The organism is Ramlibacter henchirensis, from assembly GCF_004682015.1.
Taxonomy (GTDB): Bacteria; Pseudomonadota; Gammaproteobacteria; order Burkholderiales; family Burkholderiaceae_C; genus Ramlibacter; species Ramlibacter henchirensis.
The window spans coordinates 406771-425458 of sequence record NZ_SMLM01000003.1 but is presented as its reverse complement, the minus strand read 5'-3'; the positions used below and the strand labels follow the sequence as shown (position 1 = coordinate 425458).

The following is an 18688-nucleotide window of genomic DNA, read 5'->3' as shown; positions in this document are numbered from 1 at the left end:
TTCTCCGTGTTCGGGGTGTTGTTGGAAAACGCACCTTACCACAGCAACACAGCTGTGCAAGTAGTCTGGCTTCGGCACCGCCAGCACATGGGGCCGGCGCGGTCCGGTTCAAGGGCGCGCCCCATCAACGGGCATCTCGCGCACCTTACTCCTTGTCGGCGTAAGGGTTCTTCGACGTCTTCATCTCGATGCGCAGCGGCGTGCCGATGAGGTTGAACTCCTTGCGGAACCGCCCCTCCAGGAAGCGCTTGTACGCATCGGTGACGTGCTCGAGCGAGTTGCCGTGGATGACGATCACCGGCGGGTTCATCCCGCCCTGGTGCGCGTAGCGCAGCTTGGGGCGGAACATGCCCGAGCGCTTGGGCGACTGGAACTGCACAGCCTCCTGCAGCAGCCGCGTCAGCACCGGCGTCGGCATCTTGGTCATCGCGGCCTTGTGCGCCTGCGCGATCGATTGCCACACCGGGCCCAGGCCCTGGCGCTTCTTCGCCGAGATGAGGTGCAGGGACGCGAACTTCAGGAAGGCCAGCCGAGCCTCGATCTGACGCTGCAGCTGCTCGCGCTGGTACTCGTCGACTGCGTCCCATTTGTTGACGGCGATCACCACCGCGCGGCCGCTCTCCAGGATGTAGCCGGCGATGTGCGCGTCCTGGTCGGTCACGCCCTGCGTGGCGTCCAACAGCAGGAGCACCACGTTGGCCGACTCGATCGCCTGCAGCGTCTTGACCACCGAGAACTTCTCGATCGCCTCGAACACCTTGCCCTTCCGGCGCAATCCGGCGGTGTCGATCAGCTCGTACTTCTGCCCGCCGCGCTCGAACGGCACCGCGATCGCATCGCGCGTCGTGCCGGGCAAGTCGAACGCGACCAGGCGCTCCTCGCCCAGCCAGGTGTTGATCAGGGTGGACTTTCCGACGTTGGGACGACCCGCCACGGCCAGCTTGATGACGCCCGCCTCCACCTCGCCCGCTTCTTCCTCCTCGTCGGGCAGATTCAGCGGCTCGAACGCCGTCTCCACCAGGCTGCGGATGCCCTGACCGTGCGCGGCCGAGACCGGGTGCACCTCGCCCAGGCCCAGCTCGTAGAACTCCGAGAGCTGAACGCCCTCCGTCATGCCCTCGGCCTTGTTGGCCGCAAGCACCGTCGGCTTGCCCAGCTTGCGCAGGTAGTTGGCGATGTCGTGGTCCTGCGCGGAGAGGCCGCCGCGGGCATCGACCACGAAGACCACGACGTCGGCTTCCGCCACGGCCTGCCGCGTCTGCTTGGCCATCTCCATGTAGATGCCGCTCTCGGCGGTGGGCTCGAAGCCGCCGGTGTCGACCACGATGAACTCGTGCTTGCCGTGCTTCGCGTTGCCGTAGTGCCTGTCGCGCGTGAGGCCCGCGAAGTCGGCGACGATGGCGTCGCGCGACTTGGTGAGGCGGTTGAACAGCGTCGACTTGCCGACGTTCGGGCGGCCCACCAGGGCCATCACGGGTTTCATCGGCGCCCTTCGAGCAACTTACTGCGGAACGAAGGCGTGCACGCCGCCGCCGCGCGTGACCACGACCAGGGTGTTGCCCACCACCACCGGCGGCGCCGCCACGGGCGTGCCATCGGTAGGCAGGCGGTTGCGCAGCGAGCCATCGTCGCGCGAGAGCACGTGCAGCAGGCCGGTGCTGTCGCCGATGGCGACCGAACTGCCCACGACCAGCGGCGTGGAGAGACCGCGGTACAGCAGCTTGTCGTTCACCCAGGCGCGCTCGCCGTTGTCGCGGCGCCAGGCCACCACGCGGCCGTCCGATTCGGTGCCGATGACGAAGCGCTCGTCACCGCTCACGCCTTCGCCGCCGTTGGCCGGCTTGGTCCAGGACACCAGGCCGCGACCGGTGTCGACGCAGCCCACGGATGCCTGAAAAGCGCGCGCACAGACCGAGTTGCCGACGCGGCTGACACGCCCAACCAGGTCGACCAGCCGTTCGACATCGTTGGTGCCACGCGGAGTGGCGATCGGTGCTTCCCAGCGGATGCTGCCGTTCAAGGGATTCAGCCCGGCGAGGCGCCCGCCCTGCCCGGCCACCAGCGTGTCGCCCACGGCCAGCAGCACGCCGGCCTGGCGCAGCACCAGCGGCTCGCCCGGGCGCGACTGGTTCCAGAGGCGACGGCCGGTCTGGCCGTCGAAGGCGGTGACGGAGCGATCCGCCGCCAGCACGAACACGCGGTTGCCGGCCACCAGCGGTGCCGTGTAGGCCTGGGCGGGCAGACGCTCGCGCCACAGCACCTTGCCGCCGGAGAGCGCCACCACTTCGTTCTGCTGGGTGACGACCGCCGCCAGTGTGCCGTCGCTGCCCACCCCGGCGCCGATCGGCGCGCCCACGCTCGCACGCCACAGGTCGCGGCCCGTGCTTGCATCGAGCACCGCCACGGTGCCGTCGCTGCTCGCGACCGCCAGTTGGTTGCCGGTGACGTTCACCAGCAGCGGGAACGCCACTTCACCGATGCGATTCGTCCAGGCCGGCCGGATGCCCAGCGTCGCCGGGTTGGGCTGCAGCTCCGCCGGCTTCGGCTTCTCGGGGCCGCCGAAGAACGGCAGCGAGGAGCAGCCCGCAAGAAGCAGCGTGATCGCAGCGGCGGCGAGGCCGCGTCGGAGCACCGGTTGCGCCCGGCCCATCATGACTTGGCGGTCCCGGACGAGGCCTCCTTGGCGGGCGCCAGGCTCTTGGGATCGACGCCCAGCGAGGTGAGCTTCACTTCGAGCAGCCGCCGGTACTCGGCGCCGTCGGTGAGCGACTGGTAGGCCTTGGTGTATTCGGCCTTGGCCTCGGCCTTCTTGCCCTGCAGGTTGTAGATGTCCCCGCGGCGGTCGGCCACCAGCGCGTTGAATTCGTCGGGCACCTCGGCGTTCAGCTGCTTCAGCGCCTCGTCGTACGCCTTGGACTCCACGAGCAGCGCCGCGAGGCGCAGGCGCGCGACGGCCTGCAGGCCTTCGTCGGACGCCTTGTCCGCCACCCACTGCAGGGCGGCCTTGGCCGCATCGGGCTTGCCCTTGTCGGCCTCCGCCTGCGCGACGAGCAGGCCGGCCTGCTGCGCGAACACCGTGCCGCCGTACTTGTTCTTGACGTCGGCGAAGCCCTGCTCCGCGCGCGCCATGTCGCCGGCCCGCACGGCCCGCTCGACTTCCTCGTACAGGGCCGAGGCCTTGGCCGACTGGGTGCGCTGGTACCACTGCCAGCCGTTCATCGCGGCAATGGCGCCGAACACGGCGATCAGCAGCCAGGAGATCAGGTTGCCGTAGGTCTTCCAGAAGTGCTTGAGATCGTCAAGCTGCTCCTGTTCTTCGAGGTCGAGATGCGAGGCCATGGAATCCTTGTGCCCGGACGGGGCAACCGGGCATTGTAGTGAGCCGCGGAGGTCAGCTCTTCAGCGTCGCGGCCCAGGCGGTGACGCCTGCGAGCGGCTGCCGCTGCTGCGCGCCCGAGCCATCCCGCAGCGCCTTGACCGTGACTTCACCCGCAGCGAGTTCGTCCGCGCCGAAGATCAGCGCGTAACGCGCGCCGCTGGCATCGGCCTTCTTGAACTGCGACTTGAGGCTGCCGGGGCCGTCCGGACCGGCACCGTGCTGCAACACCCGCACGCCGGCGGCACGCAGCGCTTCGAGTGCGGCGACCACGGTCGGCAGCGGCGCATCGGCCGGCACCACCGCGTAGACATCCGGGGCCGCCGAGGGGACCGGCAGCCCGAGTTCCTGGATCAGCAGCAGCAGCCGCTCGATGCCCAGGCCGAATCCGACGGCCGGCGCGGGCTTGCCGCCCAGCTGGCCGATCAGGCCGTCGTAGCGGCCGCCTCCGCAGACCGTGCCCTGGGAGCCGAGCTGGTCGGTCATCCACTCGAACACGGTGAGGTTGTAGTAGTCCATGCCACGAACCAGGCGCGGGTTGACGCGGTACTCGAGTCCCACGGCATCCAGCGCGCCGCGCACGGCATCGAAATGCGCCTTCGATTCCGCGCCGAGGAAATCCATCAGGCGCGGCGCGCCTTCGATCACCGCCTGCATCGCCGGGTTCTTGCTGTCCAGGATGCGCAGCGGGTTGCTGTGCAGGCGGCGCTGCGCATCGGCGTCCAGCGTGGAGGCGTTCTCCTCGAAGTAGCGCACGAGCGCCTCGCGATGCGCGCGGCGTTCCTCGGGCTGGCCCAGGCTGTTGATCTCCAGCCGGACGTGCTGCCCTTCGACCAAGCCCAGCTCGCGCCACAGCGCGCGGGCCATCAGGATCATCTCGGCATCGACGTCGGGGCCCGCATAGCCCATCGCCTCGACGTCGAGCTGGTGGAACTGCCGGTAGCGGCCCTTCTGGGGGCGCTCGTGGCGGAACATAGGGCCCAGCGTCCAGATGCGCAGCGGGCCGTTGTACAGGGCGTTGTGCTCGATGACCGCGCGGACGATGCCGGCGGTGGCCTCGGGACGCAGCGTGAGCCGGTCGCCGTTCATCGAATCGACGAAGGAATACATCTCCTTTTCGACGATGTCGGTGACCTCGCCCAGGCCACGGACGAACAGCGCGGTGGGCTCGACGATGGGCGTCAGCAGGTACTGGTAGCCGTAGCGCGCGAGCACCGTGCGCACGGCCGACTCGAACCATTGCCACAGTGCCGAATCCGGCAGCTTCTCCGTGCGCGGCACGGAAGCCGGCAGGATGTCGTTCATGCCTTTGACGGCACTCAGTTTTTCAGCCATGAGTAACAGGTGCTCTTTCGGGGCGCCGGGCGAGCTTGCTCGCCCTTCCTGCCTGCCGCAAAGCGGAAGGCGCTCAGAGCGTCAGCGCAGGAGCGCCAAAACGCTTTTCGATGTAGTTCTCGACGATCTTGTGGAATTCGGCGGCGATGTTCTCGCCGCGCAGCGTCAACGCCTTCTGGCCGTCGATGAAGACGGGCGCCGCCGGGGCCTCGCCCGTGCCGGGGAGGCTGATGCCGATGTCGGCGTGCTTGCTCTCGCCCGGGCCGTTGACGATGCAGCCCATCACGGCGACCCTGAGCTTCTCGACACCGGGGTACTTGGTGCGCCACAGAGGCATGTTGGCCCGCAGGTGGTCATCGATCTGCTTGGCCAGTTCCTGGAAGGTGGTGCTGGTCGTGCGGCCGCAGCCCGGGCAGGCCGTGACGCTGGGAACGAACACGCGCAGGCCCAGCGCCTGGAGAATCTCGGACGCGATCACGACTTCCTGCGTGCGCGACTCGCCCGGCTGCGGCGTGAGGGACACGCGGATCGTGTCGCCGATGCCTTCCTGCAGCAGGATTCCCAGCGCCACGCTGGAGGCCACGGTGCCCTTGGTGGCCATCCCCGCCTCGGTCAGGCCGAGGTGCAAGGGATAGTCGCAGCGGCGCGCCAGCTCCCGGTACACCGAGATCAGGTCCTGCACGCCGCTGACCTTGCACGACAGGATGATCTGGTGGCCGGGCATGCCCATCGCTTCCGCCCGGCGGGCCGATTCGATGGCGGACGTGATCAGCGCCTCGTACATCACGCTGCGGGCGTCCCAGGGCTCGGCGCGGGCGTGGTTTTCGTCCATCAGCGTCGCGAGCAGCTCCTGGTCGAGGCTGCCCCAGTTGACGCCGATGCGCACCGGCTTGTCCCAGCGCATGGCGGCTTCGATCATCTGGCCGAACTGACGGTCGCGCTTGTCGCCCTTGCCGACGTTGCCGGGGTTGATCCGGTACTTGGACAGGGCCTGCGCGCAGTCCGGGAACTCGGTCAGCAGGCGGTGGCCGTTGTAGTGGAAGTCGCCCACCAGCGGCACGTCCACGCCCATGCGGTCCAGCTGCTCGCGGATGTAGGGCACCTGCTTCGCGGCTTCGGGCGTGTTGACGGTGATGCGCACCACCTCGGAACCGGCCTGCGCGAGCTCCTTGCACTGGATGGCCGTGGCGATCGGGTCCTCGGTGTCGGTGTTGGTCATCGACTGCACGCGCACCGGCGCATCGCCGCCGACGGTGACCACGCGCGAGCCCCAGGTGATGCGAGCCTGGCGACTGCGGCGGGAAGCGGGAGCGGCCGGCAGAACCGGCAGGCAGGGTTGGGGGGACATTTACTTGATCTCGAATCGGGCGACGTTGTCGCGCGAGACCCGACCGAGGTCGAACGGCTTGCCGCGAACCTCGACGGTCGTCGTGCTGACGCTGCCGACCGTGACCGCCAGCGGCAGCGCGCCGGAAGCCCCGGCGCTCTCACCGGCGGCCAGCAGCCGGCGCAGGGGAACCTTGCCCTGGCTGTCCATGACCTCGATCCAGGACGGGCCGCTGACCTTGAAAACGACGATGCCGGTGGCGGCCGGCGCGACGTTGACGGGTGTCGCAGCGGCCGGGGCGCTGGCCGGTGAAGCCACGGTGCTGACCGTCGTAACGGTGACCGCGGGGGCGGCGGCAAGCGCCGGCGTGGTCGACACCGCGACCGGGGCTGCGGTGGGCACGGCAGGCGCGGAGGGAGAAGTATTGGCCGCTGGCGTACCGCCATCAGAGACGGTGGCCGGCAGGACCACGGACGCGGCCATCGGCACCTCGGTCGTTTCGGTGCGGACCGCGGCGGCGGGAGCTTCGCTGCGGAAGCTGGGAAGCAGCAGGATGGCGATGGCGCCCAGGAGCAAGCCGCCCACTGCGAGCGTCACGGGGCTCTTCACGTAGTCGCGCCAAACCGGGGCAGCCGCATCGCCCGGTGCGCGGAAAGGCGCGCCGATGCCTTCATGGTCCTGGACCAGCCGCGGCGCGGTGGTCTGCGGCAGGCGATCCAGGATCGGTTGCGGATCGATCTTCAGCGTGCGGCAAACGCTCAGAGCCAGCGCGCGCGCGAACACCGCGTCGGTGAGCTGTTCGTAGCGGTCTTCCTCCAGCGCCTCGAGCTTGCGCACGGGGACCTTCAGAGACGCGGCCAAGGCGGCGACATGCAGGCCGGCAGCCTCCCGGGCTTGCCGAAGCAGGACGCCCCCGCTGGGGCCGGCGGCAAAGGCGGTGTCACTCATCGAAGGCTCCGCGGTCCAGGCGCCCCGCTTCCTTCGACTGCGGGAAGCGGCGCTTGAGCTGGTCGGCCAGCTGGTTCATGGCGAGGCGGTCGCCGATCTTGCGCTCAACCTTCACGCCCAGCCACAGCGTCTCCGCGTTGGCCAGCTGGCTGTTGTTCAGGCGGCGCATCAGGAACTGCGAGCGCTGCAGCTCGCCGCGGTCGTACATCAGCGACGCCAGGTTGTAGCCGATGATGGGATTGCCCGCATCCAGCTCGTACGCGCGGCTGAGGCTCTTTTCCGCCTCAGCCTTCTTGCCCGCCCGGTTGAGGCACAGGCCTTGCGCCATCAGCGTCTTGGCGCGATCGCCATACGTCCGGTTGCTGAGGGCCTGCTCGAAAGACTGGTTGGCATCCTCGAAGCGGCGCTGCTGGCAGTACAGCCACGCGAGGTTGTGGATGGTGTTGCCGTCGCGCGGATTGAGCGAGACGGCGCGCTTGAAGCTGTCCTCCGCCTGGCGGAAGTCGTTCAGGCGCATGTGGATCAGGCCGCGCAGGTTGTAGGCGTCCGGATAGGTCGGGTCGATTGCGACCACCTGCTTGAGTTCGTCCAGTGCGACCGCGGTCTGGCCCTGCTCGAAGTAGCCGACCGCCAGTTGCATGCGGATGCGGGCGCGGCGACGGGCTTCGGATTCGTCGGACTCGGTCGCGATGTCCTGCTGCCCCATGTCCGCATTTGGGCCGGATGCACATCCGCCCAGCACCAGGGCCGCGGACAACAGCCCCGCCCAGGGCACGACCGCCGCGAGCAATCCCACCATCCCCACGCCCCGCTTCATGCTCACGTCTCCTTCGCGCCGGCGCCGACGGGCACCGGTTTCAGCATCACGGTGCGCTGCTGGGCGATCCGTTCGCCCACGCGGGTGCGGTCCTTGACGTCGCCGGCGAGCTGGCCGCAGGCAGCGTCGATGTCGTCCCCTCGCGTCTTGCGCACGGTGGTGACGATACCAGCATCACTCAGCAATTTCGCGAACGCGACAACACGGGTGTTGGGCGAGCGCGTCAGCCCGGACTGGGGAAATGGATTAAACGGGATCAGGTTCAGCTTGCAGCTGACGCCCCGGCCGGCGTGGTGCCGCACCAGCTCGATCAGCTGGCGCGCATGCTCCGGCTGGTCGTTGACGCCGTCGAGCATGCAGTATTCGAAGGTGATGAAGTCGCGCGGCGCGTGCTCCAGGTACCGGTTGCACGCGTCCAGCAGTTCGGCCAGCGGGTACTTGCGGTTCAGGGGCACGAGGTTGTCGCGCAGGTCGTCGTTCGGCGCGTGCAGCGACACGGCCAGGGCCACCGGGCAGTCCTGCCCGAGTCTGTCCATCATCGGCACGACACCCGACGTGGAGACGGTCACGCGGCGGCGCGACAGGCCGTAGCCGTGGTCGTCCAGCATCACGCGCAGGGCGGGTACGAGCGCCGAATAGTTCTGCAGCGGCTCGCCCATTCCCATCATCACCACGTTGGAGATGACCCGCTCGCCCGTGTCCAGGTGGCGGCGCAGGAAGTGCTCGGCGAACCAGAGCTGGGCGACGATCTCGCCGGCGGTGAGGTTGCGCGAGAAGCCCTGGTGGCCGGTGGAGCAGAAACGGCAGCCCACCGCACACCCGGCCTGGGAGGAAACGCACAGCGTGCCGCGGTCGTCCTCCGGGATGAACACTGCTTCCACCGCATTGCCGTCGCGCACGTCGAACAGCCACTTGATCGTGCCGTCGGCCGACTCGTGCTGCGAGAGGACGGGCAGGCCTTCGATGCAGGCCGTGGTCTTGAGCTTCTCGCGCAGCGACTTGGCCAGATCGCTCATCTGGTCGAAGTCTCGCGCGCCGCGATGGTGGATCCAGCGGAAAAGCTGCGTGGCGCGGAAACGCTTTTCCCCGAGCGTTTCGCAGAACGCGGCCAGCCCTTCGAGGTCGAATTCGAGGAGGTTGGCCCGGGAGCCAACAGGACTGGCCGTCATCGCATGCGGGCTCCCGTCAGCGGGAGTAGACGTTCATGCCGGGGAAGAAGAACGAGACTTCGACCTTGGCGGTTTCGGGGGCGTCGGAGCCGTGCACCGCGTTGGCGTCGATGCTGTCGGCGAAGTCGGCGCGGATGGTGCCCTTCTCGGCCTTCTTCGGGTCGGTGGCGCCCATCAGCTCGCGGTTCTTGAGGATGGCGTTCTCGCCTTCCAGCACCTGGATCATCACGGGGCCCGAGATCATGAAGTCGACCAGGTCCTTGAAGAAGGGGCGCGCCTTGTGCACGGCGTAGAACTGCTCGGCCTCCTGGCGGGACAGATGCGCCATCCGGGCGGCAATGATCTTCAGCCCGGCGGCCTCGAAGCGCGCGTAGATCTGGCCGATCACGTTCTTCGCCACGGCGTCCGGCTTGATGATGGAAAGGGTGCGTTCGATCGCCATTTGGAATCTGCCTGTCGATTGTTTTGTGGAGGAATGCGCGCCGCTTGGGGTGTGCCGTGGCGCGAAAGTTCGGCAAAGCCCGATATTTTAGCCTGCCGGCGAAGCCGCCTCATGGCAGCGTGGGCTTGTTCAGCGGCCGCCGCGGCCGCCGCCGCCCCGGCGCTGGCCGCCGGAGCCACCACCGCCCCCACCGCCCCCAGCACCCCCTCCGCCGCCGCGGCGTTGTCCGCCGCCACCGCCGCCCGGCCCCTGGCGCTGCCGCATGAAGCTGTCCGCGCCGATGTAGCCGAAGGAGGTCTTCATCGGATCGGGCTGCGAATTGCCGCCGCCTCCGCCCGTGCGGTCCTTGGACCGGCGCTGCTGCTGCTGGGGTTGGCCGCCCTTGCCGCCGGGCTGGCCGTTGCCCCGGTTCGCGCCGTCGGGCCGCGGGCCGCCGCCGCGGTTGCCGCGCCTGCGGTTGTTGCGGGACTTGGCGTCCCCCTCACCCTGCGCGCGCTCGCTCGAGAGCGGCCCGCCGGAAGCCTGCGTAAGCGCCCGGATGTCGCGCTCGTCCAGCTCCAGCCAGGCGCCGCGCTTCAAACCGCGCGGCAGCACCATCGCGCCGTAACGGATGCGGATCAGGCGGCTGACCGCATGGCCGAGCGCCTCGAACAGCCGGCGCACCTCGCGGTTGCGGCCTTCGGAGATCGTCACGCGGTACCAGGTGTTGGCGCCCTCGCCGCCGCCATCCTCGATCGCGCCGAACTGGGCCTTGCCGTCGTCCAGCTCGATGCCTTCCAGCAGCCGCTGCTTCTCCTCGTCCGACAGCGCGCCCAGCACGCGCACCGCGTATTCGCGCTCCAGGCCGAAGCGAGGGTGCATCAGACGGTTGGCCAGTTCGCCGGAATTCGTGAACAGCAGCAGGCCTTCGGTGTTCAGGTCCAGCCGTCCGACCGACTGCCACTTGCCCTGCTGCAGCCGCGGCAGCTTGCGGAATACGGTGGGGCGGTTCTGCGGATCGTCATGCGTGACCACTTCGCCCACGGGCTTGTGGTACGCGATCACGCGGGCCGGCGGCGGCGCGATGCGGACCTTGATCGGCTTGCCGTTGACCTTGATCTGGTCGCCCCACTGGATGCGCTGGCCGATGTGGGCGGGCTCGTTGTTGACCGAGATGCGCCCTTCCATGATCAGCTGTTCCATCTCCAGGCGCGAGCCCAGGCCGGCCTGGGCCAGCACCTTGTGCAGCTTGGGCGTCTCGGCCTGCGGCGCCAGCACGCGCTTGGGCGGCCCGGTCTCCGCGCTGGTCTCCTGCTCGTCGAAGCGGCCCGAGACCACGTCCTCGAAGCGGATCGGCTCGGCCGGCGGCAGCGGAGCGGGCCGCTCGCGGCGCCCCTGGGGCTGCAGGTCGTCGGCGTCCTCGTCGTCGGCCTCTTCGCCCTCGTCCCGAAGGTCCTCCGGATCGCGCTGGCGAGCTTCCACCGGGTCCTGCGGGAGCGCCGCGCCTTCGGTCGCGGCCTGCCGCGCCGCCTGTTCCTGGTCTTCCGGGGGAGGGGCCTCGTCGGCCGTGGCGGGCTGGTCGGTGGGGTTCATGCGGGGGACTTCAGGTCAGCGCGGCGGGGGCCGCATCGCCGGCATCGGCCGGCGGGACTTCATCGGAAGGGGAATGGGAGGAAGCGGCTTCGGGGGATTGCGCATGTTCGCCGGCGGCGTCGCCGCGTGCATCCTGCGAGTCGATGGCGAGGTCTGGCTGGACCGCATCGTCGGCCGCGCCGGCCAGGCCGGCGAGCGCGGCGACCTGCTGCGAGGGCGACTCCAGCATGGGCAGCTGGTCGAGGGAGCCGAGGCCCAGGTCGTCGAGGAACTGCCGCGTGGTGGCATAGAGCGCCGGGCGGCCGGCCGCCTCGCGATGGCCGATCACCTCGACCCAGCCGCGGTCCTCGAGCTGCTTGAGGATCTGCGTGTTGATGGTGACGCCGCGGATGTCTTCCATGTCGCCGCGCGTCACGGGCTGGCGGTACGCGATGATGGCCAGCGTCTCGAGCGCCGCCCGGGTGTAGCGGGGAGGCTTCTCCGGGTGCAGCCGGTCCAGGTACTCGCGCATCTCGGGGCGGCTCTGGAAACGCCAGCCGCTGGCCACGCAGACCAGTTCGACGCCGCGCTGGGCCCAGTCGTGCTGCAGGTCTTCCAGCAGGGACCTGACAGTGTCGGCGCCCAGTTCGTCGTTGAACAGCACGCGCAGTTCGCGCAGCGGCAGCGGCTGCGGCGAACAGATCAGCGCGGTTTCGAGGACGCGCTTGGCATCCGCGGTATTCATCTTCTTGCTACTTCCTGGCTGGATCGGGCGCCGGCGGCGCTCCAGTCATGGGCCCATGTGGGCTGGGCGGCGTCATCGCCGGGGGCCTTGCGCAGGCTGCGCGGCTGGACCGGCAGGCGTGGCATGGGGGGCCATCGCTGGAGCCGGATTGTAACGCAGCCCCCAGAGCGAAAGCCCATGCACGAGGTCGGCAGGAAGCGCCGACGCGAAGTCCAGCGCCTCGCCCGTGAAAGGATGCGCGAAAGCGAGGCGGAACGCATGCAGCGCCTGCCGCCCCAGGCCGCCGTCCACGCTGCCGCCGTAGAGGGCATCGCCCACCAGCGGATGACCCAGGTGCGCCATGTGCACGCGGATCTGGTGGGTGCGGCCGGTGTGCAGGCTCGCGCGCACTAGGCAGGCCTCCTGCGCGGTGTCGAGGAGCTCGAAGGTCGTCATCGCGGCCTTGCCGGGGTCCGCCGCGCCGACGACTGCCATCCGCAGCCGGTTGCGCGGGTCGCGCCCGATCGGCGCATCGACCACGCGGGTCGGGGGCCCGCTCCAGCGGCGATGCGCGATCGCGATGTACTGCCGCGCGACCGCGCGCGCCGCGATCGCCCGCACCAGTGCGTCCATCGCTGCGCGCGTGCGCGCCACCACCATCAGGCCGCTGGTGTCCTTGTCCAGCCGGTGCACGATGCCCGCGCGAGGCAGCAGCCCCGCACGCTCGTCACGCGCCAGCAGGCCATTGAGCAGCGTGCCGGTCCAGTTGCCCGGCGCGGGATGCACCACCAGGCCTGGCGGCTTGTCGATCACCAGCAGGTGCTCGTCTTCGTGCACCACGGACAGCGGCATCGGCTCGGGCCGGAATGCCAGGCTCTGCGGCGTGGGCCGCAGTTCGATCGCGATCGCGTCCCCCGCCTTGACGCGGTGCGCGGGCCGCGCAGCACGGCGGCCGTTCAGTGCGACCGCGCCACCGTTGACCAGCTGCTGCAGGTAATTGCGCGAGAACTCGGGCACCAGCTCGGCCAGCGCCTGGTCCAGCCGGCGGCCGTGCCGCTCCTCGTCGACGACGAGCTGCCGCAGCTCGGACGCAGGTTCGCTTTCGCCCTCCTCGTCCGGCGGCAGCGGCGAGGCGTCGGGAGAAAGGCCCGCTTCTATAATCGTCCGGCCCTGTTTCAAGAAGGTCTGCGCGTGATGCTTCGAGCGAAATTATCCGGTGTCGCGGTGGCGGCCCTTCTGCTGGCCGGCTGCGCTTCGGTGAGCGAGGACCGCACGGCCACGATGAGCCCGAACCGGATCTACGCCGAAGCCCGCGACGAGATGAACGCCGGCTCGTACGAGAAAGCGGTTCCGCTGTTCGAGAAGCTCGAAGGCCGCGCGGCCGGCACGCCGCTGGCCCAGCAGGCCCAGCTGGAGAAAGCCTACGCGCACTACAAGGCCGGCGAGCAGGCCCAGGCCATCGCGACGCTCGACCGCTTCATGAAGCTGCACCCGGCCAGCCCCGCTGTCGATTACGCGCTGTACCTCAAGGGACTGGTCAACTTCAACGACAACCTCGGCATGTTCTCGTGGCTGTCGCGGCAGGACCTGTCCGAGCGTGACCAGAAGGCGGCCAAGGAATCCTTCGAATCCTTCAAGGAACTGGTCGCCCGTTTTCCGGATTCGCGCTACACGCCCGATGCGCGGGCCCGCATGACGTACATCGTCAACTCGCTGGCCCAGTCCGAGGTGCACGTGGCGCGCTACTACTTCTCCCGCGGCGCCTACGTGGCCGCGATCAACCGCGCGCAGGCTGCGCTGGCCGACTACCGCGACGTGCCCGCGCTGGAGGAGGCGCTGTACATCCTGGTGCGTTCGTACGACGCGCTCGGCATGACCCAGCTGCGCGATGACAGCCGGCGCGTGCTTGAGAAGACGTATCCGCAGAGCGAGTACCTGACCCGGGGCTACAAGGCCGGCAACGGCAAGTCCTGGTGGCAGTTCTGGTGACGCCCTCAGGCCGCCGCGGCTGAAGTCCGCGCCGCCCCCAGCGCCTCGAGTGCCTCCTCGAATTCCTCCGGCGACGACAGCCGCCGCATCGGCGGCATCGCCGCCAGCAGCCGCCGCCCATAACCCATCTGCGCCAGGCGCGTGTCGCACACCACCAGCACGCCGCGATCCGTCTCGCTGCGGATCAGGCGGCCTGCGCCCTGCTTGAGCGCCACCGCCGCTTCGGGGACGAAGTAGTCGTTGAACGGATTGCGGCCTTGCGATTGCAGCCGCTGCGAACGCGCTTCCACCAGCGGATCGCCGGGCGGTGGGAAAGGCAGCTTGTCGATCACCACGAGTTCGAGAGCGTCACCGGGCACGTCCACGCCTTCCCAGAAGGAGGCCGAGGCCACCAGCAGGCAGCCCGGCCGGCCGGGGCCGGCGCCTTCGCGGAATCGCTCGATCAGGCGGCGCTTGGGCCATTGGCCCTGGACCAGCACTTCGAGCTCCATCGAGCCCTGGAATCGCCGCTGCAGCTCTTCGCCGATGCCTCGCAGTGCGCGCAGAGTGGTCGTGAGCACCATCGTGCGGCCACCCAGGCCCTGGGCTGCCTGCGCAGCAAGCCGCGCCACCGCCGGGCTGTGGCCGGGATCGTTGGGCTTGGGCAGGTCGCGCGGAAGGTAGAGCGCCGCCTGCGCGGGATAGTCGAACGGGCTGCCGACCTTCAAGACCTCGGCGTCGTCCAGCCCGCAGGGCTCGGTGAACCATCGCAGGCGCGCGTCATCGCCCAGCGTGGCCGAAGTGAAGATCCAGGCGCGGCCGCCCTGCTCCACCGGCTCGCGCCCCGGCTCGTCGTCGGTGCCCTTCGCCGTTGGGGGATCAGCCTTGAGCAGCTTCGTGCGCACCGCCTGCGCGATGTCCAGCGGCGACTCCACCAGCCGCAGCTGCTGGCCCACGTCGACCCAGCGCACGGCATCCGGCGCGGCCTCGGCGAGGAAGCGGCCGCTGCGCTGGGCCAGGGTCGCGGCGCGCTCGTGCAGCCGCACGAAGTCGGGCGCGATCTCGCTCACGGTGGCCAAGGCCTCCATCGCGTCTTCGCATGCAACCTCCACGTCGGCCAATGCGTCCTGCCAGGCGTGCTGCGGCACGCCTTCCGGCGCGGCGCCGGTCCAGCGCAGGCGGCTGCCGGCCGTCGAGCGTCCCACCACCAGCCGCAGTTCGCGCGCGGCGCGGTCGAGCGCCGCGGCGACTTCATGCCACGGGGCGAGCCCGCGGGCCAGCTGCAGGCCGGCCGCCAGCAAGTCGCGCGTGAAGTCCAGCAGCTGTCCGGTGCCCAGCTGCGCGCCGAGGAACTGCACGCCGGTTTCGTTCAACTGGTGCGCTTCGTCGAAGACCGCCACGCGCACCGTGGGCAGCAGTTCGGCCATGCCCGATTCGCGCACGGCCAGGTCGGCGAAGAACAGGTGGTGGTTCACCACGACGACGTCGGCCGCGAGCGCTTCGCGACGCGCGCGGTTCACGTGGCACTCGCGGAACTTCGGGCACTGCGCGCCCAGGCAGTTGTCTCGCGTCGAGGTGACCAGCGGGATCACCGGTGAGCGTTCGTCCAGCCCCGGCAGCTCGGCCAGATCGCCGCTGCGGGTGGCCTGAGCCCATTGCTCCACGCGGGCCAGCGCGGCGGCGATGCCGCGGTCGCCCGCGCCCGGATCGCGACGCGCCAGCTCCATCCGGTGCAGGCACAGGTAGCTGCCGCGCCCCTTGAGCAGCGCGGTGCGCACGGGCAGCCCGAGCGCCTCGACCAGCCGCGGCAGGTCGCGCCCGAACAGCTGGTCCTGCAGGGTCTTGGTGGCGGTCGACAGCAGCACCCGGTCGCCCGAGAGCAGCGCCGGGACGAGGTAGGAGAAGGTCTTGCCCACGCCGGTGCCCGCCTCGACGACGAGCGCGCCGCCTTCTTCGATCGTGCGGGCGACGGCCAGGGCCATCTCGGTCTGGGCGGCTCGCGGCCGGAAGGAATCGGCCGCGCGCGGCAGGGCGCCGTCGGCCGCGAAGGCCCGGCGGACCGCATCAGTCAACGTCATCGGGGCAGTTTCAGGCGGGTTCCTTGGGATCCAGCTCCAGCTCGAGATGGGCGATCAGGTCGCGCAGGGCCAGGCGGCGTTTCTTGAGGCGGCGCAACGTGAGTTCGTCCAGGGGCTGCTCGCGCGCGGCGGCGTCGATGAGGGCGTTGAGATCGGCATGTTCGATGCGCAGCTCGATCAGGCGCCGCTCGGGCGAGTGCAGGTTGGATTCCACGACGAATGGGGGGCGGCTCGGCGGAGCGGGAACTCCACAGGATCAAACGATAATACGCGCTCCGCAGTCAATTATCGAGGGCGCGACGCTTTCCCGGCGCGCACTCGCCAAGCATGGGCAAAGGCTACCGACTCACCGCAGCGACGGGCATCCACAAGGGTGACCGCGAATACCAGCAGGACCAGGTCGCCCTGATCGCCCATCCCCGAATGAGCGGTTGCGTGCTCGCGGTGGTGGCCGACGGCATGGGCGGCCGCAGCGGCGGCCGCAAGGCATCCGACCAGGTGATGCTCACGGCGCGCCAGCTGTTCGAGCGCTACTCGCCCGACCACGACGACGCCGGCGTGCTGCTCAAGCAGGTGGTGCAGGAGGCGCACCTCGTCATCAAGCTCACAGCGATTGCCGCGGAGCAGGAGCCGCACAGCACCATCGCCGCGTTCCTCATCAACCCGGCGGGCGACTGCCACTGGGTGCATGCGGGCGATTCGCGCATCTACCACTTCCACGGCGGCAACCTGGTCAAGCGCACTCTCGACCACTCCTACGTGCAGACGCTGGTGGAAGCGGGACAGCTCACCGAGGAAGAGGCCAACGTCCACCCGCAGTCCAACATCCTCATGGGCTGCCTGGGGGCGGAAGACGATCCGCCGGCCACACTGCACCACGTGGACCAGCTGCGCCCCGGCGACGTGCTCATGGCCTGCAGCGACGGCGTGTGGCACTACTTCAGCCCCAACGAACTCGGTTCGGTGCTTTCGTCGCTCTCGCCGCGCGAGGCCAGCGAGTTCCTGATCGAGAAGGCGCGCTCGCGCGCCCGCGGCGGCGGCGACAACCTGTCGCTCGTGATCGTCAAGCTGGAGCCGCTGGAGGGCTGAGCGGGCCGCCCGCTCACGCGAGGCTCAGGGCGGCACGGGCAGCGGCTTCACGTCCTTGTTGCCGGACTGGGCGGCGCGCTTTTCCACCTTGGCCCTGTGCTCCTGGGCCTGCTGCAGCCGCTCGTTGTAGCGGCGCTCGTTCTCTTCGGTGTCGGGACGTTCGACCGGCTTGGGCGTGCGCGGCGCCTGGGCGGCACGGCGAGGCTTTGGCGCCTGTGCGGAGGCGGCGCGTTGCGGCGGAGCCGCCTTGGCCGTGTCGCGCACCCTGGAGCCGCGCTCGGTGTCCTGCTGCGTTTCCTGCTGCGTCTCTTGTGGTGCGCGCTGCTGCGCTTGCTGCCCCCCGGGCTCCGCTCCGCCCTCTCGCCCAGCCGAGCGCGATTCGATCTCGCGCATCCGCTCGGCCGCACGGCGCCGCCTCTCCGCGTCATTGAGCGCCAGTTCCTGCTGGCGCAGGCCGGCGAGAACCTGGCGCAGTGTGGCTCGTGCATCGGAGATGCAGTCGTTGACGGCGAACTTCTGGTAGCAGGCCTTGTGCGCCTGCTCGAACTCGGCTTCGGCCCGGCTGCGCTCGGCGGCGATCTGCGCGCGCTGGGCCGCGACGTCGCCCGGCTGTGCCCAGGCCGGCACGGCCACGCAAGCGAGAAGAAGAAACGCGAACTTGTTCATGTGAGCCGAGTGTCCACCGAGCGGTGCTCCTCGGCCAGGAATTCGGCCGATTGCATCTCGTTCAGCCGCGAAACCGTGCGCGGGAACTCATGCGCGAGGGGACCTTCCGTGTACAACGCCTCCGGCGCGACGGCAGCCGACATGATCAACTTGACGCGCCGGTCGTAGAGCACGTCGACCAGCCAGGTGAAGCGGCGCGCTTCGGAGGCGAGGTTGACCGGCATGTACGGCACGTCGGACAGCAGCACGGTGTGGAACTGCGTCGCGATCTCCAGGTAGTCGTTCTGCGAGCGCGGACCGCCGCAGAGCGTGCGAAAGTCGAACCACACCACGCCGCCGGCCCTGCGGCGGGCGCGGATCTCGCGCTGCTCGATGTGCAGCGTCGGATCCTCGTAATGCGCCTCGGCCAGTTCGTCGAAGGCGCGGCTCATCTCCGCATCGGCCTGCGCGCCCAAAGGCGTGTGGTAGAGCTTCAGGTGTTCGAGCGTGCGGCGCCGGTAGTCGATGCCGTTGTCGACGTTGACGACCTCCAGCTTCTCGTTGAGCAGCGCGATCGCGGGAAGGATGCGGTCACGGTGCAGCCCGTTCGGGTACAGGTCGTCCGGCCGGAAGTTGGACGTGGTGACGAAGCCCACGCCGTTGTCGAACAGCGCCTGCAGCAGGCGATGCAGGATCATCGCGTCGGTGATGTCGGCGACGTGGAACTCGTCGAAGCAGATGAGCCGGAAGCGCTTGGCGATGCGTTCCCCGAGGGCGTCCAGCGGGTTCACCGTGCCCTGCAGCTCGGTGAGCTCGCGGTGCACCTCGCGCATGAACTCGTGGAAGTGCAGGCGCGTCTTGCGCCGCAGCGGGACTGCGTTGAAGAAGCAGTCCATCAGGAAGCTCTTGCCGCGCCCCACGCCGCCCCACATGTAGACGCCGCGCGGGATGTCCGGCCGGTTGATCAGCTTCTTGAAGACGTTGGAGCGCTGCTCCTTGAACTCCGCCCACTCCTGCGCGCAGCGGTCCAGGGCCTCGACCGCGCGCAGCTGCGCGGGGTCGCTTTCGTAACCCCGCGCCTTCAGTTCGGCCTCGTAGGCGGCGCGGACGCTCATGCAGGGGAGCGGACACCCGTACGCGGAAAACGCCGAAAGCGCGCAGAAACCGAAGAAGCCATCATCGATTCTTCTGCGTTGCCTGCGTCATTTCTGCGTTTTCT

At 69.4% G+C, this 18688-nt stretch carries 18 protein-coding genes; 2 read left to right on the top strand and 16 right to left on the bottom strand.

Going from position 1 to position 18688, the window contains the following annotated elements; translation table 11 throughout:
- Window positions 1-145: 145 nt before the first annotated feature.
- From der to EZ313_RS19990, 12 genes are all read right to left on the bottom strand, one after another.
- Window positions 146-1483 carry a ribosome biogenesis GTPase Der gene (gene der, locus EZ313_RS20045; protein WP_135265080.1) on the bottom strand — a complete coding sequence of 446 codons (1338 nt, stop codon included), beginning with the start codon at window positions 1481-1483 and terminating at the stop codon, window positions 146-148.
- An 18-nt stretch (window positions 1484-1501) separates the two neighbouring features.
- Window positions 1502-2650, bottom strand: a complete 1149-nt coding sequence (gene bamB / locus EZ313_RS20040) for an outer membrane protein assembly factor BamB (protein ID WP_135265079.1) — start codon at window positions 2648-2650, stop codon at window positions 1502-1504.
- Entirely contained in the window at window positions 2650-3339 is a 690-nt protein-coding gene (locus EZ313_RS20035; protein ID WP_135265078.1) for a YfgM family protein, read from the bottom strand. Before EZ313_RS20035 ends, bamB begins: the two co-directional genes overlap by 1 nt.
- A 52-nt stretch (window positions 3340-3391) precedes the next feature.
- Window positions 3392-4711 (bottom strand): histidine--tRNA ligase, encoded by a 1320-nt coding sequence (gene hisS / locus EZ313_RS20030; RefSeq protein WP_135265077.1) that lies wholly within the window; start codon window positions 4709-4711, stop codon window positions 3392-3394.
- Window positions 4712-4784: 73 nt separating this feature from the next.
- Complete coding sequence (gene ispG, locus EZ313_RS20025) at window positions 4785-6059, bottom strand: flavodoxin-dependent (E)-4-hydroxy-3-methylbut-2-enyl-diphosphate synthase (protein ID WP_135265076.1); 1275 nt, start codon at window positions 6057-6059, stop codon at window positions 4785-4787.
- Window positions 6060-6986, bottom strand: a complete 927-nt coding sequence (locus EZ313_RS20020; RefSeq protein WP_135265075.1) for a helix-turn-helix domain-containing protein — start codon at window positions 6984-6986, stop codon at window positions 6060-6062.
- Window positions 6979-7803, bottom strand: coding sequence for a type IV pilus biogenesis/stability protein PilW (pilW, locus tag EZ313_RS20015; RefSeq protein ID WP_135265074.1), 825 nt, complete (start codon window positions 7801-7803; stop codon window positions 6979-6981). The genes EZ313_RS20020 and pilW overlap by 8 nt, the downstream gene beginning before the upstream one ends.
- Before the next feature lie 2 nt (window positions 7804-7805).
- The gene (gene rlmN, locus EZ313_RS20010) at window positions 7806-8972 is read right to left on the bottom strand and encodes a dual-specificity RNA methyltransferase RlmN (protein WP_135265073.1); all 1167 of its coding nucleotides are present in this window, start codon (window positions 8970-8972) and stop codon (window positions 7806-7808) included.
- A gap of 16 nt (window positions 8973-8988) precedes the next feature.
- On the bottom strand, window positions 8989-9414 hold the full coding sequence (ndk, locus tag EZ313_RS20005) for a nucleoside-diphosphate kinase (protein WP_135265072.1): 426 nt from the start codon (window positions 9412-9414) through the stop codon (window positions 8989-8991).
- 129 nt (window positions 9415-9543) lie between these two features.
- Window positions 9544-10986, bottom strand: coding sequence for a pseudouridine synthase (locus tag EZ313_RS20000; protein ID WP_135265071.1), 1443 nt, complete (start codon window positions 10984-10986; stop codon window positions 9544-9546).
- A gap of 10 nt (window positions 10987-10996) precedes the next feature.
- Window positions 10997-11710 (bottom strand): SMC-Scp complex subunit ScpB, encoded by a 714-nt coding sequence (gene scpB / locus EZ313_RS19995; protein ID WP_135265070.1) that lies wholly within the window; start codon window positions 11708-11710, stop codon window positions 10997-10999.
- A gap of 72 nt (window positions 11711-11782) precedes the next feature.
- Window positions 11783-12868, bottom strand: a complete 1086-nt coding sequence (locus EZ313_RS19990) for an RluA family pseudouridine synthase (protein WP_420849326.1) — start codon at window positions 12866-12868, stop codon at window positions 11783-11785.
- Between the two features lie 15 nt (window positions 12869-12883).
- Between EZ313_RS19990 and EZ313_RS19985 the strand changes: the two genes are divergently transcribed.
- On the top strand, window positions 12884-13678 hold the full coding sequence (locus EZ313_RS19985) for an outer membrane protein assembly factor BamD (protein ID WP_135265069.1): 795 nt from the start codon (window positions 12884-12886) through the stop codon (window positions 13676-13678).
- 5 nt (window positions 13679-13683) lie between these two features.
- On the opposite strand, the gene EZ313_RS19980 is transcribed toward EZ313_RS19985, so the two are convergent.
- Together EZ313_RS19980 and EZ313_RS19975 are read right to left on the bottom strand one after the other, a co-directional pair.
- Window positions 13684-15735 carry a DNA repair helicase YoaA gene (locus EZ313_RS19980; protein ID WP_135265068.1) on the bottom strand — a complete coding sequence of 684 codons (2052 nt, stop codon included), beginning with the start codon at window positions 15733-15735 and terminating at the stop codon, window positions 13684-13686.
- Window positions 15736-15745: 10 nt separating this feature from the next.
- Entirely contained in the window at window positions 15746-15949 is a 204-nt protein-coding gene (locus EZ313_RS19975) for an HP1242/YdcH family protein (RefSeq protein WP_135265067.1), read from the bottom strand.
- Between the two features lie 113 nt (window positions 15950-16062).
- Here EZ313_RS19975 and EZ313_RS19970 point away from each other — a divergent pair, with 113 nt between their 5' ends.
- Window positions 16063-16824: a PP2C family protein-serine/threonine phosphatase gene (locus EZ313_RS19970; protein ID WP_135265066.1), complete on the top strand. Its 762-nt coding sequence runs from the start codon at window positions 16063-16065 to the stop codon at window positions 16822-16824.
- Between the two features lie 24 nt (window positions 16825-16848).
- Here the strand turns inward: EZ313_RS19970 and EZ313_RS19965 are convergent, their stop codons facing one another.
- Both EZ313_RS19965 and zapE read right to left on the bottom strand, forming a co-directional pair.
- A complete protein-coding gene (locus EZ313_RS19965; protein ID WP_135265065.1) occupies window positions 16849-17490 on the bottom strand; it encodes a hypothetical protein in 642 nt (213 codons plus the stop codon).
- Complete coding sequence (zapE, locus tag EZ313_RS19960; RefSeq protein WP_135265064.1) at window positions 17487-18584, bottom strand: cell division protein ZapE; 1098 nt, start codon at window positions 18582-18584, stop codon at window positions 17487-17489. Before zapE ends, EZ313_RS19965 begins: the two co-directional genes overlap by 4 nt.
- Window positions 18585-18688 lie beyond the last annotated feature (104 nt).